Origin of the sequence: Imhoffiella purpurea (assembly GCF_000585215.1) — a bacterium.
GTDB lineage: Bacteria > Pseudomonadota > Gammaproteobacteria > Chromatiales > Chromatiaceae > Imhoffiella > Imhoffiella purpurea.
The window spans coordinates 183809-200196 of record NZ_AONC01000025.1; the positions used below are offsets into that span (position 1 = coordinate 183809).

The 16388-nt window shown below is 63.1% G+C and carries 12 protein-coding genes; 3 read left to right on the forward strand and 9 right to left on the reverse strand.

The window, feature by feature from the left end; translation table 11 throughout:
* Window positions 1-4 precede the first annotated feature (4 nt).
* Genes D779_RS08755 through D779_RS21055 form a run of 3 tightly spaced genes read right to left on the reverse strand, consistent with a single transcriptional unit; the run spans window position 5 to window position 5591 of the window.
* The gene (locus tag D779_RS08755; protein ID WP_043752594.1) at window positions 5-1363 is read right to left on the reverse strand and encodes an NAD-dependent succinate-semialdehyde dehydrogenase; all 1359 of its coding nucleotides are present in this window, start codon (window positions 1361-1363) and stop codon (window positions 5-7) included.
* 41 nt (window positions 1364-1404) lie between these two features.
* Window positions 1405-2436, reverse strand: coding sequence for a GGDEF domain-containing response regulator (locus D779_RS08760; protein WP_081763413.1), 1032 nt, complete (start codon window positions 2434-2436; stop codon window positions 1405-1407).
* Window positions 2433-5591, reverse strand: coding sequence for a response regulator (locus D779_RS21055; RefSeq protein ID WP_052347981.1), 3159 nt, complete (start codon window positions 5589-5591; stop codon window positions 2433-2435). The genes D779_RS08760 and D779_RS21055 overlap by 4 nt, the downstream gene beginning before the upstream one ends.
* A 273-nt stretch (window positions 5592-5864) precedes the next feature.
* On the opposite strand from D779_RS21055, the gene D779_RS08770 reads away from it, so the two are divergent.
* Entirely contained in the window at window positions 5865-7115 is a 1251-nt protein-coding gene (locus D779_RS08770) for a DUF5050 domain-containing protein (protein ID WP_043752601.1), read from the forward strand.
* Between the two features lie 24 nt (window positions 7116-7139).
* Here D779_RS08770 and D779_RS08775 read toward each other — a convergent pair whose 3' ends face one another.
* Genes D779_RS08775 through D779_RS08785 form a run of 3 tightly spaced genes read right to left on the reverse strand, consistent with a single transcriptional unit; the run spans window position 7140 to window position 10819 of the window.
* Complete coding sequence (locus tag D779_RS08775) at window positions 7140-7838, reverse strand: response regulator (RefSeq protein WP_043752606.1); 699 nt, start codon at window positions 7836-7838, stop codon at window positions 7140-7142.
* Window positions 7835-9328, reverse strand: coding sequence for an ATP-binding protein (locus tag D779_RS08780; protein ID WP_052347982.1), 1494 nt, complete (start codon window positions 9326-9328; stop codon window positions 7835-7837). Before D779_RS08780 ends, D779_RS08775 begins: the two co-directional genes overlap by 4 nt.
* 27 nt (window positions 9329-9355) lie before the next feature.
* Window positions 9356-10819, reverse strand: coding sequence for an Lcl C-terminal domain-containing protein (locus tag D779_RS08785; RefSeq protein WP_198295692.1), 1464 nt, complete (start codon window positions 10817-10819; stop codon window positions 9356-9358).
* A 247-nt stretch (window positions 10820-11066) separates the two neighbouring features.
* Between D779_RS08785 and D779_RS08790 the strand changes: the two genes are divergently transcribed.
* On the forward strand, window positions 11067-13328 hold the full coding sequence (locus tag D779_RS08790) for a diguanylate cyclase (RefSeq protein ID WP_052347984.1): 2262 nt from the start codon (window positions 11067-11069) through the stop codon (window positions 13326-13328).
* A 257-nt stretch (window positions 13329-13585) separates the two neighbouring features.
* A complete protein-coding gene (locus D779_RS08795) occupies window positions 13586-13795 on the forward strand; it encodes a hypothetical protein (protein ID WP_043752609.1) in 210 nt (69 codons plus the stop codon).
* Here D779_RS08795 and D779_RS08800 read toward each other — a convergent pair.
* The 3 genes from D779_RS08800 to D779_RS22180 all read right to left on the reverse strand — a co-directional run bounded on the left by D779_RS08800 (window position 13789) and on the right by D779_RS22180 (window position 16235).
* The gene (locus tag D779_RS08800; protein WP_043752611.1) at window positions 13789-14550 is read right to left on the reverse strand and encodes an SAM-dependent methyltransferase; all 762 of its coding nucleotides are present in this window, start codon (window positions 14548-14550) and stop codon (window positions 13789-13791) included. The two genes, D779_RS08795 and D779_RS08800, sit on opposite strands and share 7 nt — an antisense overlap.
* Window positions 14551-15044: 494 nt before the next feature.
* A complete protein-coding gene (locus D779_RS22175; protein ID WP_157726358.1) occupies window positions 15045-15320 on the reverse strand; it encodes a GIY-YIG nuclease family protein in 276 nt (91 codons plus the stop codon).
* 123 nt (window positions 15321-15443) lie between these two features.
* Window positions 15444-16235, reverse strand: a complete 792-nt coding sequence (locus D779_RS22180; protein WP_157726359.1) for a hypothetical protein — start codon at window positions 16233-16235, stop codon at window positions 15444-15446.
* Window positions 16236-16388 lie beyond the last annotated feature (153 nt).

Genomic DNA, 16388 nt, shown 5'->3' on the forward strand with positions numbered 1-16388 from the left:
CCCGTCAGCCGATCCAGAGCGTCTTGGCGTTCAGGAACTCCTGGATGCCGGGCGCACCCAGCTCGCGACCGTAGCCGGAATCCTTGACACCGCCGAACGGCAGACGCGGATCGCTCTTCACCAGGCCATTGACGAAGGCGGCACCGCAGTCCATGGCACGGGCGAAACGCTCGCCGCGCTCCGTGTCCAGCGTCCAGACGCTGCCGCCGAGTCCGAAGCGCGTGTCGTTGGCGATGCGTAGCGCGTCCGGCTCGTCCTCGGCGCGGATCACGACCGCGACCGGCCCGAACAGCTCCTCCGAATAGGCCGGCATGCCGGGGCCGACCCCGTCCAGCAGTGTCGGCGCATAGAACCAGCCGGGCTGGTCGAGCGGATGGCCGCCGGTCAGCAGGCGCGCGCCGGCGTCCAGGCTGTCCTGAACCTGCCGGTGAAGCTCCTCGCGGAGATCCTCCCGCGCCATGGGGGCGAGGGTCGTCTCCGGATCGAGCGGGTCGCCGGGTCTCAGTTCCCGGATCGCCGCGAGCAGGCGCTGGGTGAAGTCGTCCGCGACGGACCGGACCGGGATGAAACGCTTGGCGGCGATGCAGCTCTGGCCGGCATTCATGAAGCGGGAGCGCAAGGCCGTCTCCACCGCGTGATCGAGATCCGCGTCCTCCAGCACCACGAAGGCGTCGGATCCGCCCAGCTCCAGCAGGCTCTTCTTCAGGTGGCGCCCGGCCGCCTCGGCCACCGCGCGTCCGGCCGCCTCGCTGCCGGTCAGGCTGACGCCGCGCACGCGCGGGTCGGCGATGAGGTCCGCCACCCGGCCGGACTCGATCAGAAGCGTTTTGAAGAGACCCTCGGGCAGACCGGATTCGCCGAATATCCGCTCGATGGCGAGCGCGCAGCGCGGGACGTTGGAGGCATGCTTGAGCAGCAGCGCGTTGCCGGCAACGAGCGCCGGGGCGGCGCAGCGGAAGACCTGCCAGAAGGGGAAGTTCCAGGGCATGACGGCGAGCAGGACGCCGAGCGGCTGGTGGACGACGCCGCTCCGGCTGGCGTCCGAGTCGATGGGGATGTCGGTCAGCAGCCGCTCGCCCTGATCGGCATAGTAGTCGCAGACCAGGGCGCATTTCTCGACCTCGGACTCGGCCTCGCCGATGAGCTTGCCCATCTCCCGGGTGATGACGCGGGCCAGGTCCGAGCGGTGCTCGCGCAGATGCGCGCCGACGGTTCTGAGCCGCCCGGCGCGTTCGGCGACGGGGCGCGCGCTCCAGGGTCCCGCCGCCGCGGCTGCCGAGGCGATCGCGTCTTCCAGCGCGGCGCTGCCGATGGGCTCGAAGCCTTCCAGGATCTGGCCGGTGGTCGGGTCGATGGATTGCATTGGCACAGTGGCGGCTCCTCGATGGCGATGTGGCCGGGCGTTCAGGTCCGCCCGGCGATTTCGAAGCGGTTGCGGCCCTTCTTCTTGGCCAGATAGAGGGCGTCGTCGGCATCTCGGATCAGGGACTCGTGGCCCTCGTTCAGGCTCGCGGTCCGCAATGCGACGCCGACGCTGATGGAGAGACGTCCGAGCTCGGGGGCGCCCGAGTGGGGCAGGTCCAGCGCGGAGATCGCGGCGACCGCCTGTTCCGCGACCTGCACGGCACAACTCAGGTTCGTGTCCGGCAGCATGATGGCGAACTCCTCGCCCCCATAGCGTGCCAGGAGCTCGCCGGCTCTGCGGGCGAGATCGCTCAGGGTCTCGGCCACCCGGCGCAGACACTCGTCTCCCTGCAGGTGTCCGTAGGTGTCGTTGTAGCGCTTGAAGTGATCGATGTCGATCATCAGCAGGGCGATGCTCGAGGACCGGCGGGTGGCGCGCCGCCATTCCCGAATCATGCTCTCGTCGAAGTAGCGACGGTTGGCCACCCCCGTCAGTCCATCACTGGAGGCCATGCGGGCGAGCGTATCGTTGGCCTTCTTGAGTTCGCTGTTGGCGACGTCCAGCTTGGCGGCGAGCTCGATCAGGTTGCGCTCCCACTCCTTGCGGATCAGGATCTCCCGACGGAGATTCAGCAGCGAGCGCACCCTGGCCAGCAGCTCCACCTTGTGGATGGGCTTGTTGATGTAGTCCACCGCTCCGGCCTCGAATGCCGCGCCCAGGCTTTCCGGACTGGTGTCGGCCGTCACCATGACCACGGGGACGTCGGCGAAGTCTGGGGCCGACTTGATTCGGCGGGTGGCCTCGATCCCTTGGAGATCCGCCATCTCGATGTCCATCAGGATGAGATCCACATCGGATCCGGCGCTGGCGTCCCCGCCGCTCAGGCCGAGAAGCTCGAAGGCATCGGCGGCCGAGGAGACGAACGCCAGATCCGAATAGCCGCCGGCGGCGAGGAAGACCTGCAGCTGTCGGTGGACATGCCTCGAATCGTCGACGATCAGGATCCGCATGGGTCTTTGCGCCGTATTCATGACTTGGGTAGGATTCGCACCCGGTCCAGATAGCGGGTGAGACGATCGATCAGCCGTGCGATCTCCTCGGTGTCGCCCTGATCGGCGGCCTGCTGGATGGCGGCCCCGACGATCGAGACCTCTTCGAGCCCGTAGCCCCCGCCCTCGCCTTTCAAGGTGTGTCCCAGATGGCGGATGTCTTCGAATCGGCCCCGATCCAGCAGCTCACGCAGTCGTTCCAGCGTCTCCCGCTGGGCGTCGACGAATTCCTGGGCGAAGGGCAATAGCTCTGGTTCGGCATAGGCGGTCTGCTCCCCTTCATCTTCTCCGGTGGAGTTCGACGACGGCGTCTCGTCTCGGTCATCCAGGATGCGGTCGGAGGTGCCGAGCTGGTCCAGGAGCATGCGGAAGAAGGTCTGCTTGCGGACGGGCTTGGCCAGATGGGCGGTGCAGCCCGCAGCAAGACATTTCTCCACTTCCTCGCTCAGGGCGACGGCCGTCAGCGCGACGATCGGGATGGGTGTCCGGCCTTGAACGCGCTCCTGCTCCCGGATCGCGGCCGTCGCCTGGTAGCCGTCCATGATGGGCATCTGCATATCCATGAGAATCAGATCGTAGGGTCGGGACGACCATTTATCGATCCCCTCCGCACCGTTTTCGGCATAATCCGCCCGGAGTCGCGTCTGGTCCAGATAGGCCTGAACGACCGTTCGGTTCTGGGGGGAGTCTTCCACGACCAAGACCCTGGCGGCGGGCAGCCGCTGGAGTGCGTCGGCGATCATCGGTCGTACCGGATCCCTGGTGTCCCATCCCGTATCAGGGTGATGCGTCAGCCCCGTCAGCAGGCGTTCGAGATCCCGTTTCTTGACCGGTTTGACCAGATAGCCGGCGAGCCGGGTGCCGCGTCGGCGAATCTCGTCCCGGATCTGGTAATCCGAGCTGAGAATGACCACGGCGATATCGGCGGATGCCGGATCCCGGCCGATCCGGTCGGCCAGTTCCAGGCCATCCATCTCGGGCATCCAGTCGTCGACGAGCAGCAGGTCGAAAGGGTGCCCGTCCTTCCGGGCCGATCGAATCGCGTTCAATGCCTCCTGGGCATTCTCGGCCTCGGCGAAATCGGCCCCCCATTCATGCAGCATCTCTCCCAGGATGAGCCTGTTGACATGGATGTCGTCGACGATCAGGGTCCGTCGAACGGAGAGTCTCGGCGGTTCCGAGGGCGAGGCGGCTTGCGACTCGATGCTGCCGATCCTGAAGGGCAGACGCACCGAGAAGAGGCTGCCGAAACCCAGTGCGCTCTCCATCTCGATGGTGCCGCCTATGAGGTTAGCCAAGCGTCTCGAGATGTTCAGACCCAATCCGGTTCCGCCGAATTTGCGGGTGCTCGATGAGTCCACCTGGGTGAAACTCTCGAAGATCTCCTCGCGTCGTTCGGGAGGGATCCCGATTCCCGTGTCGCGGACCGCGAACAGGATCTCTGTCTCCTCGCCTGGTGCCATGTCCGCATGCCCGCCCTTGGGCGAGATCTCCACGGAGACATAACCCCGCTCGGTGAATTTGATCGCATTGCCGATCAGGTTCACCAGGATCTGGCGCAGCCGATAGGGGTCGCCGATCAGCCGGCGGGGGAGCCTCGGGTCGAGCCGCAGCGCCAGTTCCACGCCCTTGGTGTGGGCGCGGATCGCCAGCATGTCGCAGGTTTCTTCGGCTAGCTGCTGCATCTCGAATTCGATCGATTTCAGATGCATGTATCCGGCCTCGATCTTGGAGATATCCAGGATGTCGTTGATGATGTTGAGCAGGTCGTCTCCCGCGGTTTGCAGGATACGGATGAAGTGCGCTTGCTCGCGGCCGACCTGGGTGTCCGCCAGCACCTCGCCGATCCCGATGATGGCGTTCATGGGGGTGCGCAGCTCGTGGCTCATGGACGAGAGGAAGCGGCTCTTGGCCTCGGTGGCGGCTTCCGCTTTGAGCTTTGCCTGGATCAGGGCCTGCTCCATCTCCTTGCGGTGATCGACCTCCTCGCGCAGCCCTCTGTTCGCCTCGGCCAGTTCGCGCGTTCGCTCCCAGACGCGATGCTCCAGCTCGTCCTTGGCGTGCGCCAATGCCTGCTGGATCTGGCGGCGCTCGCTCACCTCGGTGGCTAGCGCGCCGTAGAATTCCCCGAGCCTCTGCTCGAGACGCCCGAGAATGCGTCCGAAGACCAGGGCCAGGAGTGCGCCCACGGCGAGCAGAACGGCCGCGAACATGGCCGACGACCTGAAATGGTCCCGCAGCACTTCGGTCTGGTCGGTGAGCAGCAGAACCTCTCCGACCCGGGTGCGTGCGACGTCGAACAGCGGGACGAGCGTGCAGTGGTAGGTCTTCTGGCCGATCCTGATCATCACGCCCGGCTGTTCGCCGCGCTGCCAGGATTCGAGCCAGTCCATGAGCGCGACCGGTATCTCGGGGAGGGTCGCCTCCACCACCACCTTCTGCTCCAGGGATTCCCAGGGCGAGAGTGGGGAACGTTCGAGCATCTGCAGTCCTTCGCGCCACTTGTCGCGATCGAGCTTGCCCTTGTCGATCAGCACCAGGAAATCCATGCCCAGGATCTGCTTGATCAGCGAGGTGAAATGTCCGATCTCCTTGCCCAGCTCCAGATAGCCGATCAACCGGCCCTCCACGATCCAGGGGCGGACCACGCGCAGGGTGAAGATGCCCAGCGGTCCAAGCTCGATGCCGAACGACTCCTGTCGTTTGGCCGCGGCATTGCCCATGGTCCAACGTCCGATGAGGTCGCCGTGACGGGGCGGATTGTGAACGCGGAGGAAACAGATCTGATCGGGACCGTGGAAATAGAAGTGGGTGACGTCGAAGCGGCGATTGAGCCGTGCGTACAGGGGTTCGGCCAGCGTCAGCAAGCGGCCTCGGTCCCTTGCCAGAAATGCCTCGGCCAGGTTCCGCCCATCCTCGATGAAGTCCAGCTGTCCGGAGAGGTCGCCGGCCTCCTGGGTCAGCATCTCCTCGAAAAGGGATTCGAAACTGCGGCGATCGCGAACCGCCTCCTCGTTCGCCTCGTGACGTTGTATCCAGATGGTGGTGACGATGTTGAGGCCCATGAAGATCGCGAGGGCCAGGCACAGAAGCAGCAGGAGCGGACCTCGGATGGGTCTGAAGTCATGGGTCTTCATGCTGTCCGCTCACCGGATCCTCTTTAGCACTTGAGTCCACCTCGCTGCTCGGATCATCTCTACCGCTGTCGGGAGCCCGCTTCGGAGCCCAGGGATGCCTCCCCCGAATGGCTGGGTGATACCATGAAGACGTGCCAAGGGTCGGAACAGCGATCCTGATTCGTGGATCCATGAAGATGACCGGGGGCGGATCCGGTCTGTCGCCGTTGAGCCGCATCCTGGATGAAGTCTGCCTCAAGCCGTTCGAAACGTGTCCGACCGTCTGGCGTTGCCATGACCGCATTCCTGCTGGGCGTCGGCGTCTATCTGTCGCTCGTCGGGGTGGAGATGGTTCTGCCCTTCGGGGTCGGCCAAGCGGAGTCGGCGATCGTTACCGATGCGGCCGAGATCCATCGGCCGGATGCCGCACCGGCTGTCCGTATCCTGCTGCTCGCCCTCTATCTCGTCCCTGGTCTGGCGTCGATCGGCATCGCCGCTGTCCGTCTGCGTCGTCTCGAGGGGGCGGGTGCCTTGTGGACGACGTTTCTGATCGGGACTCTATCAGGGATTGCCGCCTATGGTGTCGATCCAACGCCTTGGCCGAACGAATCGTCCGCCGAGCGGTTCGCATCCGACGAGGCTCCAGGCGCTCCGGCCTTCTCCTTCGCCAATCTGAAGGAGGGCGGCAACTTCGCCGCGGCCGCGGACTGGGTCTATTTCGCTCCGTTCAGAGCCGGTCAGCTATGTCGTGCGCATCCGGACGGGTCCGCTCCGTCGGTCTTGCTGGACCACCCGGTGAGTCGCATCAATGTCGTCGGCGATCGGCTGCTGTTCCTGCGGTTCGTTCCCGGCCAGGGCGACCTGCTGTTCGAACTCGCGCTCGAAGGCGGACGGCCGCGGCTGCTTCTGGGCGACCCGCTGGCCGAGGTCTGGGTGCAGGGCGATTGGGTCTACTATCGGCCCGAGGGGCGGGACGGCAAGATCCATCGCATGCGGCTCGACGGTTCGGGCCGCGAGCGGATCGGCGACGACAGTGCCGCTTCGATGGCCCTGGCCGGCTCCTGGATCTATTACATCAACGAGACGCAGGACCGCAGGCTATACCGCATGCGGCTCGATGGCTCGGACCGCGAGCGGCTCGGCGAGGCCGGGGTCGAGGAGTTCCTGATCGCGGGAGATCGGCTCTTTTTCCGCGACAGGCGCGATCATCGACTCTATCGGATGGATAGAATCGGGAGCGATCCGACGTCCTTTCTGGACGTGGATGCGCGCTCGCTCAACACCGACGGCATCTGGCTCTACTACAGCGACTTCAGCGAGGACGCGCGTCTCTATCGCATCGCCCTCGACGGCGGTCTCCCCGAACCCCTCACCCGCACCTCGGCACGCTTTCCCCATGTCGTCGGCGGATGGCTCTATTTCGGTGTCGGCGGCATCCTCGACATGGATATTTTTCGCCTGCCCCTGACTCGAGGAATGGACCCGACCGGACCGGCTCAGCCTTGGCTGGTCGGGTTCCCGGGGTTGGACTATCGATCGCAATGATCCTTTGAACCGATGGGGCTTCGTCTATGGGGGCTCGGCCGTTTCGATCTTGTATCCAACCCCATAGACGGCCTGAATCAGGTCGGGCGCGACGCCGGCACGGACCAGCTTTCTACGCAGATTCTTGACATGGGTGTCGATGGTCCGGTCGCTGACGATCCGGTCGTCCGGATAGCTCAGACGCATCAGGCTCTCGCGCGAGAAGACGCGTCCGGGGTGCGAGATCAGGGTCCATAGCAGGCGGAACTCGACCGGGGTCAGATCGATGCGCTCCTCGCGGAAGCGGCACAGGAAGCGGTCGAGCACCAGACGGATGCCGGCATAGCTCGCCTCGGTCTCTTCCGGGGACGGGGCCGGACGCACCCGGCGCAGGATGGTCTGGACGCGCGCCACCACCTCGCGTGCGCTGAAGGGCTTGCAGACATAGTCGTCGGCGCCGATGCGCAGACCCAGCAGACGGTCGATCTCGTCGACCTTGGCGGTCAGCATCAGGATGGGGACGTCGGAGAACTGGCGCACCTCGCGGCAGATCTCGATCCCGTCCTTGCCCGGCAGCATCAGATCCAGGACGACGAGCGCCGGACGGCGCTCGCGGATGCGCTCGACGGCCTGCCCGCCCTCGGCGAGGCGGTCGACGCCGAAGCTCTCGCGTCTCAGATAGTCCTCGAGCAGACGGGCGATCTTCTCCTCGTCCTCGACGATCAGGATCTCGGGGTCGCTCATGGCGGATGCTCCTTCGACAGCGGCAGCGAGACCTGGACCGAGAGTCCGCCGAGCGCCGACCGCTCGGCCCAGATGCGGCCGTGGTGCGCCTCGACGATGTTGCGGCAGATGGCCAGTCCCAGCCCGGCTCCGGAGGCGCGGCGGCTGCGCGATCCGTCCTGACGGTAGAGGGGCTCGAAGAGCCGCTCCAGTTCCGAATCGGCGACGCCCGGCGGTCCGTCCTCGACCCGCAGCCGCGCCAGGTCGCCCTCGCGGCTCAGGCGGACCACAACCCTGCCGGGCGCGTCCGTATAGGCGATGGCGTTCTCGGCCAGGTTGCGCAGCAGTTGTTCGATCCGCGCCGGATCGGCCTTGACCCGGATGCCGGGCATGCTGTCCAGATCCAGCCGGATGCCGCGATCCGCGGCGCGCTGACGCAATGGCTCGATTCCCGTCCTCAGGTGCTCGTCCAGGTCCAGCGGGGCGAAGCTGTAGCGCAGTCCGCCCATGTCCGACAAGGATAGGGCATAGAGATCCTCGATGAGATGGCGCAGGCGCAGCGTTTCCTGATCGAAGGAGTCGAGCTGTGCCGTATCCAGAGGACGGACGCCGTCCTTCACGGCCTCGATCTCGCCCGAGAGGATGGTGACCGGGGTGCGCAGCTCGTGCGAGATGTCCGCCAGCCAGCGCCGCCGCGTCGTCTGGCTCTGCTCCAGCACCTCGGCCAGATGGTCCAGTCCGTCCATGAGTCGGCCCAGCTCGTCGCGGCGCGGTTCGGCGAGCCGGGCGGCATAGTCCCCGTCGGCGAGCCGGTCGAGTCCGGCGATGGCCCGGCGCAGCGGCGCCAGCAGGGCGCGGGCGAGCAGGACGGAGACCCCCAGCGCCAGCGCCAGCGAGATCAGCCCGATCGCCAGGCTGGCGGTGCGCTGCTGGCGCCGGAAGGCCGTGGCCTGGGGTGTTTCGAAATGGCGTTGCGGCAGGCTGCGCAGCTCGCCGATCGGGCGCCCGCCGATTCGGACGGGCATGCGGATGATCTCGGTTCGATCCTCGGGCAGCTCGGTGCCGGCGATCCAGCGGCCGTCACCGTCGTAGAGCCCGGTCGGCGGACCGAGGCTGGTGCCGCCCGCCGGGCCGATCCGATCCCGGGGCGGTATGCCGCCGGCCGCTGGCGGAGGTGGGAAGCCGGGCCGCATGGGGCCGCCGAATGGCGGCATCCCCGGATGCGGCGGGGGTGGGGGCGGATCGCGCGGGGCCACATCCTGCAGCAGGCTTCGGAAGGCGTCCGGATCCATGCCCGACCAGTCGCCGCCGGCCGTTCGATAGCGCTGCTCGATCCGCTCGGCGAGACGCCCCAGACGCTCCTGCTCGAGCGCGTTCATATAGTCGAGAAAGCCGCGCTCGAAGCTCCAGTGGGCCAGTCCCAGCGTGATCAGCAGCACCAGCAGCACCAGTCCGACGAAGGTCAGAACGAGCTTGTGTGCGATCGACAGTCGTATCCGTTCGAGCCGCATGCTGCCTCCTGGTGCTGCTCCGATCGGTCAGTCCGCGCCGGCGACGGGGTCCGTGCCTTCCAGGTCCCGGACCAGCCGCACCGCATTGTAGATCCGGATGGCGTCTCCCTGAGGGCCGTGGCCGTAAGGATAGTCCCCCGGATCGCCGGTCTTGGGATCGCTGCGCTGGGCGCCGGCGCCATGGACGTCGTACCAGCCGTCTTCCATGTAGCCCAGTGCCCGACCGAAGCTGAGATAGGCCGCGTTGGCTCCCGGACGCGAGGATGCGCTGGCGTGGGTGGTGCTGCTCCAGATGTAGGGGAAGTCGGTCTGTCCGGCCTCGTTGACCATGGCCGTGGTCTCGAACAGCGGATCGATGGCCGGGCCGCCGGTCGCGTCCGGGGCGCGGCCGTAGTCGACCAGGCTCTGCAGCTCCTTGGCGTTGGGCAGCCGCCAGTCGCGATGGCCCAGATAGCCCTGGGCGTTGCGGGTCTGCACCCAGTCGAGCGCCTCCCGCCAGTCGAGTCCCTGGGGGGCCTCGATGCCGCTGTCCTGGCGGCTCCACATGAGCCCGGTCGCGGCGTCGCTGACGGTGCCGTCGCCATTGTCGGCGAAGGCGTTGACGCCATAGCCGGCGTTGCCGCTGACGCAGATGACGTAGAAGGTCTTCTCGCCGGACCGATGGTCGAGCCCGTAGCCCTTGATGCGGCCGTCGGCGAAGTTCACGCCGAACAAGGTGCGGGCGTCGAACCCCATGTCGGAGACGTAGAGGGTGCTGGAGGCATACTGGGCATCGATGAGCCGCTCTCCCGCCGTGGTGTCGCCGTAGGCGAAGTCGAAATGCTCGGTGTCGATGAAGGGCCGCAGATCCGTGCCGGTCGATTCATCGGTGCCGCTGGGATCGGTGCCGCTGAAGTCGATCAGGGAATAGAGCGTCTTGATGTCCGGCAGCCGCCAGTCGTCGCGTCCGCCGAGGGTCAGACCCTCGCAATGGTCGAGCGCCTCCGCGTAGGTCAGCTTGTCCGAGGCATGGATGAGGCCGTCGCCGTCCGTGTCCGGGCTGGTCTGCCAGACGAGCCCGGTGACCCGTTCGAGGACCGTGCCGTCGCCCTGGTCCTCGAAGACTGGATTCCAGCCCCGATGCTGCGCGTCCTGTCCGGCGAACGGCTCATCCGCGTTTGGGCACTGGATGTCGGTCCCGGCGGCGTCGTAGCACTGGCTCTGTCCGCTGTCCAGAATCGGATAGGTCAGGTCCGGGATGTCCGCCGTCGGGACGCAGGCGAGGGATTTGCTCGGATCCGGGCCGGCAAGACAGAGCCCCTCTCGCTCGCCGTGCGGACCGGTGAAGACGCAGGCCGCTTCCTCGCCGAGCCCGGCGCAGGCCTCGACCGCGGCGGGTGGCGGCCTCATGTCCGGGGATGCGGTCGTCTGGGCCATGGCGCAGGAGGCCATGAGTCCGAGGACCGAGAGAAGGGCAGGCGTGTGAATGGTCGGTGTTGCAGGCGTCAGCATCTCGAGCTCCATGGTGGTTGTCGGGTGTGACCGGAGTCTTGCCGACGCGAATGGAGCGGCTGCGTGGAAATCGTGAAGAAGTTCGGGAGATGGGAGCGCGTCTCGATCGGCGGTTCGGACGCGCGACGCGGATTGACGGGCACATCCAATCCATTATCCTGAAGCGAGCCAGTCTTTCCGGCAGGCGGGGGGCAGGAGATGAATTCGTCCGGGCGCGAGTACATGTCATGAGCCGGAGCGGCGGGTCTTGAGCAAGGCCAACCTCTATCCAGGGGCCGATAGGGCTCGTCGGCGCTTGATCGGCACGGTTGCCCTCCTTTGCCTGATCCTGCTGTGTCCCGCCGAACCGCTCCGGGCGCAGTCGGACGCCCCTTCTGCCAAGGTCGCGCTGACGGCCGCCGAAGCGGCCTTCATTCGCCGGCATCCCTCGATCCGTCTGGGGACCGACGGGGGCTGGGAGCCCTATGTCGTCGCCACGCCGGGCGGTCGCATTCGCGGCTACGATGCCGATATCCTCGATCGCGTCAATGCCCTGACCGGGGCCGATTTCCAGCTCGTCCTGGGTCCCTGGAGGGAGATGCTGAAGGCGGCCAGGGAGCGGCGTATCGATGGTCTCAGTACCAGTGCCGTCCACGAGGAGCGCCGTGACCATCTGAATTTCTCGGACGTCTACATCTCGCTGCGAAAGATGCTGCTGGTGGCCAAGGGCAATCCGGCGGGCATCCATTCGATCCGGGATCTGGCCGGTAAGACGCTGGTGGTCTACCGCGGCAATCTCGCCGACGAGAAGCTGGCCCGGGGTGTCGAGGGTGCCGATCTGATGTTCGTCGACAGCATCGAGGACTGCATCGGTGCGGTGATCGGCGGCAAGGCCGATGCGACCTTCGACAACGGTGCGATCCTCTACATGGCCAACCGGATCGGAATGCCGTATCTGGAGATGGCGGGCGATTCCGGAAGCCGTCTGGATCTGGTGTTCTCCGTCCGCAACGATTGGCCCGAGGCGCTGAGCATCCTCAACAAGGGACTGGCCGCCATTCCCGAGCACGAGCGGCTGCTGATTCAGCGCCGCTGGTTTCCCGGGGCGGCGTCGGGGCTCGAGTCGGGGTCCCTGGTGCCACTGACCGCCGAGGAGCGGCGCTATCTGCTCGACAAGGGGCGTTTGCGGCTGTGCGTCGATCCGCAGTGGATGCCTTACGAGTACCTCGACGCCGACGGCCGGTATCAAGGGATCATTGCCGAGATCCATGACGCGCTCGCCAAGCGGCTCGGCATCGAGCTCGAGGTGGTGCGGACCGCGACCTGGGCCGAAACGCTTCGGGCCGTCCGCAGCGCTCGCTGCGACCTCCTTTCGGCGGCCGTGGAGACCCCGGAGCGCAGCCCCTATCTGGCCTTCACCCGGCCATTCCTGGATATGCCCCTGGTCCTCGCCGCCCGGGTGGAACAGCCCTTCATCGACAGCATCCTCGACGTGTCCGGCCAGACCTTCGCCGTCATTCGCAATCATGCCCTTCAGGACATCTTCAACCGTCGCTATCCAGGGATCCGCCTCATCGAGGTGGACAATCCACTGGCCGGGCTGGAGGCGGTGCGAAAGGGAAATGCCTTCGGCTTCATCGATACCAGCGCCACCATCGGCTATGCGATCCGCAAGCACCAGCTCATCGAGGTCAAGATCACCGGCAAGCTCGATGAGCGCTATTCCTTGGGCGTCGGCATCGTCGGCGCGGATCCTATGTTGCTCTCGATCTACGACAAGGCGCTGGAGTCGCTGCCGGAGCAGATCGTCGACCAGGCCTTGTCCCGATGGGACTCCGTCGAGACCGTCAAGGAGCTGGATCGCGCGCTGCTGATCAAGATCCTGGGCGGTCTGATACTGCTCGGTCTGCTGATCTTCTATCGGGATCGCGTCATCTCGCGCTACAGCCGTCGTCTGGAAGAGGCCAACCGGCGGCTTCAGATCCTCTCGACCACGGACCAGCTGACGGGAGTCGCCAACCGGCGCAAGTTCACCGAGGTCTTCGCCAAGGAAGTCACCCGTGCGGATCGCTACGACAACGCTCTGTCGCTGATCATCACCGATATCGATCACTTCAAGGCGGTCAACGACAGCCGCGGCCATGACTCGGGCGATCAGGTGCTGATCAAGTTTGCCGAACTGTTCGTCCAGAAAAGCAGGGACAGCGATCTGGTCGTGCGCTGGGGAGGTGAGGAATTCCTGATCCTCTGCCCGCAAACCGGTCTCGACTCCGCCAGGCGTTTGGCCGAGCTCCTGCGTCAGCGTGTCGCCGACAGCGACTTCGGGATCGGCAAGCCGGTGGTGACCTCAAGCTTCGGCGTGGCCCAGTACCAGGCCCCGGAGTCGCTCAACGACCTGGTCGCGCGCGCCGACCGGGCGCTCTATCGGGCCAAGGCGGAAGGACGAAACCGGGTCTGCGCGGAGTCGCCTGGAAAACAAGCCCAGACGCCGGACGCGGAGGCCGAACCTCCTGAGGACGATCGACCCTGAAGGCGGTTCGTCTGGATGCGGATCGTTTTTGGCGTCCGGCGACTGCGGCGACCTGACTAAAGGACCCGCCCCTATCCCCCTTTCCCTCTGGCGTTGAAGGCGCCTGGCCGACGCCGCACATCGTTTGGAAAGGGCATGTCATGAAGCTGGCCGGGAACCTTTTCGAGGCATTCGTTCGAGACGTGCCCCCAGCAATCCATCGACATCTTGGGGGCTTTTCCCGAAGGGTGTCGCCATTCGATCATGAGGGTCCGACAATGAAACCATTGACGACGCTGTTCTCGCGCCGATGCTGCGGCGGACCGGTACTGGCCCTATCGCTGGCCCTGGTCCTGTTCGGCACGCTGTTCGAGCTGCTGGCCGCATCCGGATTGGGCTGGGTCTTCCTCGCGGTCGGGGCCGGCACGCTCGCACTCTGCATGCTGCTCGGACAGAGCCGCTGTCCCCGCTCGTCCGGACCCTATTGATCGCGTCGAATGCGCCGCCTGAACAGGTAGATGGCCCAGCCAAGCGTGTCCCGGCCCCAGCGCAGGTACGTTTCTTTATCCTTCTCCACCCGCTCGACCACCGCTGCCAAATCCGGATCGTCCGGATGGGTCGATGCGTATTCGTTCGTCGCATACCATTGGAGACCTTCGTACCTGTCCCAGTCGTCCTTGTCGCTCGCAATGGCGTGGACGAGATCCAATCCCAGCCGCTCACCGGCCTGCGCATTGGAGTAGTGGCTCCCGAATGCCTCTTTCGCGATTCCGGATGCCTTCAGGTAGTCCTCGGGTGGCTCCTGCCGCCAATAAGGTTCTCCCACGACGATCCAGCCGCCGGGTCTCACCATCGGGTACAGGGCTTCGAGAGTCTCGGCGTGTCCCCCGAAGACCCAACTGGCACCGATGCACGATGCGAGATCGAGCCGTTCCGGCTCGTCCGGCTTGAAATCCGCGCCATTCATCCGAGTGAACCCGATCCCCCCGCCCGGTGTCCGGAGATCGATTCTTCTCTCCGCCTCGGCGATGAAGAATGGAGAAATGTCGATCCCAAGCCCACGAGCACCATAGGTTTCGGCCAGGCGAATCAGGAATTCGCCCTTTCCACACGCAATGTCGACCACCTGTGCGTCGGTCGGGAGACGCAGGAGTTCCACGAGACGTGCCAGTTTCTCCTCGCTCGTAGGGTTGCATACCAGGTGTTCTCGGTGAGTGATATCGTAGAATTTCCACGTGTCCATGATTCATTCCTTCAATGATCTAATGCCCGCTCATGCGAGCCGCTGTCGACGTTGCTGGCCAATATTCCCTTGGATGACCCGGACAAGGGACTGGAGCGACGGGGACGCTGGTTCGTCCGCTACGCGGACGAGTTGCTGATCCTCGTCCGCAGCCACCGCTCCAGCGAGCGGGTCCTGCTAGCTGACCGGACAGCTCAAGCTGGTGGTCAATGTGCAGAAAAACCGTGTGGTCGAAACTGACGAGTACGTGTTTTTGGGATTTCCCTTGCGGGGCAAGAAGGGGCGTTGGTCCGAGCGCGCCTATCAAGATTTCTGCCACCGGCTGGGCAAGCTAACCGGTCGGGGATGAGCCTTGTTCATGGATTGCCGGCTCAAGAAGCTCTTCGAATACTTCCCGTGTTAGGTAGTGTGGGAAGCTAAATACCAGCCCTTACCTGATCATGCATTTAATTTTATATTGAATACGTGCTCGTAATATTCACGAAATGCCTGTTTCATTTTATTTGAAATTCAACTGAATAATCTATAAGCCTTTTAGGCAGTGATTTGGTTTTTCCTATGTATATTTTATATTCAAGCGTGTCGAGCTTGAGAATCCAAAAATATACGCCAATCGAATTTGCCGCTGGTTTTTTCAATCCATCATTAACCAGTTTTAAAGCAAGTTCTCTGTTAAGCGCATCAAGTCTTACATTTGATGCAATAAGAAGGAAATCCCTCGTAAAACTTTCTTTTTCTGATAGTGAGAATTTAAAAATGTCAAAATTCAAAATGTGCTCTTATAATTTTTGTGCATGATGGAATGGCTAAAGCGGCCGCGCGTTAGACGGTTGCAGATTGAGGTGCGGCGTGCGGTGTGCGGTGTGTCTTCGTGATTCGCTTTGAGCCTATTTTTATTTGAGATCTTGTAAATCAGGAAAGCAAGCAAACCCTTGATTCTTTTCCCATACTAACCGTAATGGCAAGTGGTGTATATTAATAAGTTTATTGATGAAGCTCACGTCAGACTCACTGCATTCGTCGTTAATGACTATCCATAGCTCATCCGCTTTTTCGCTATCATCATAATATTGATAGTCTAGAATCTGTCCCAGTGCTTCTCTGATGGCTCGCTTTGTTGAACTGCCAGATACGGTTTTTAATTCAGAAAAAATATGTTTTTCTTTTAGCCTGAATCGGACGTCTATTCTGTCAAGGTTGGCTAAAATGCATTCATCTTCAATATTGTCGTATCCTTTTTTTTGCAACCATTTAATAAAATTTTTTGACAATAGTGAGTGGCTATGTGTCACTTCTACTTCTTGCCCATTTTGCAACCTAATTGTTTTATAATTATCTGTCGAATTTATATTGAAATTCCTCCAAGAATCAGGTGATGGAGGGGTGAAGTTATGAATTTTGTGATATATAAAAAAATCACTCAAAATTTTTAGGTCACTCGTTTTGGACACTACAAAATCAATCACGTCTCTACGTTTACCACCTCGTTTGGCAATGATCTTGCGATAATCTAAAAAATCAACACGAACCAGTGTGGAGTCCATTCTAATTCTTACAACAGTATGGTTTTGCGATGCGCGCATTGAAACATAAATCTCACCTCGTCCTTCAGAATTAAAACGGTACTCCGGGTAAGCTTTCTTGTTAATAAAACCATGATTTGAGCCTGAATAATTTTCAACCAAAAATCTTCTAACAGAATCAAAGTGAAGTTTCGCTTCTGGTCGTTTTATGAACCAAGAAACTACGTAAGCGTTCAGACCCTCCTCCTCCCTTGGGGACGTGAAGACAGACGGGCTCCGCTATGGCAAAGTCAAAACCACGACCTAAACGACGCC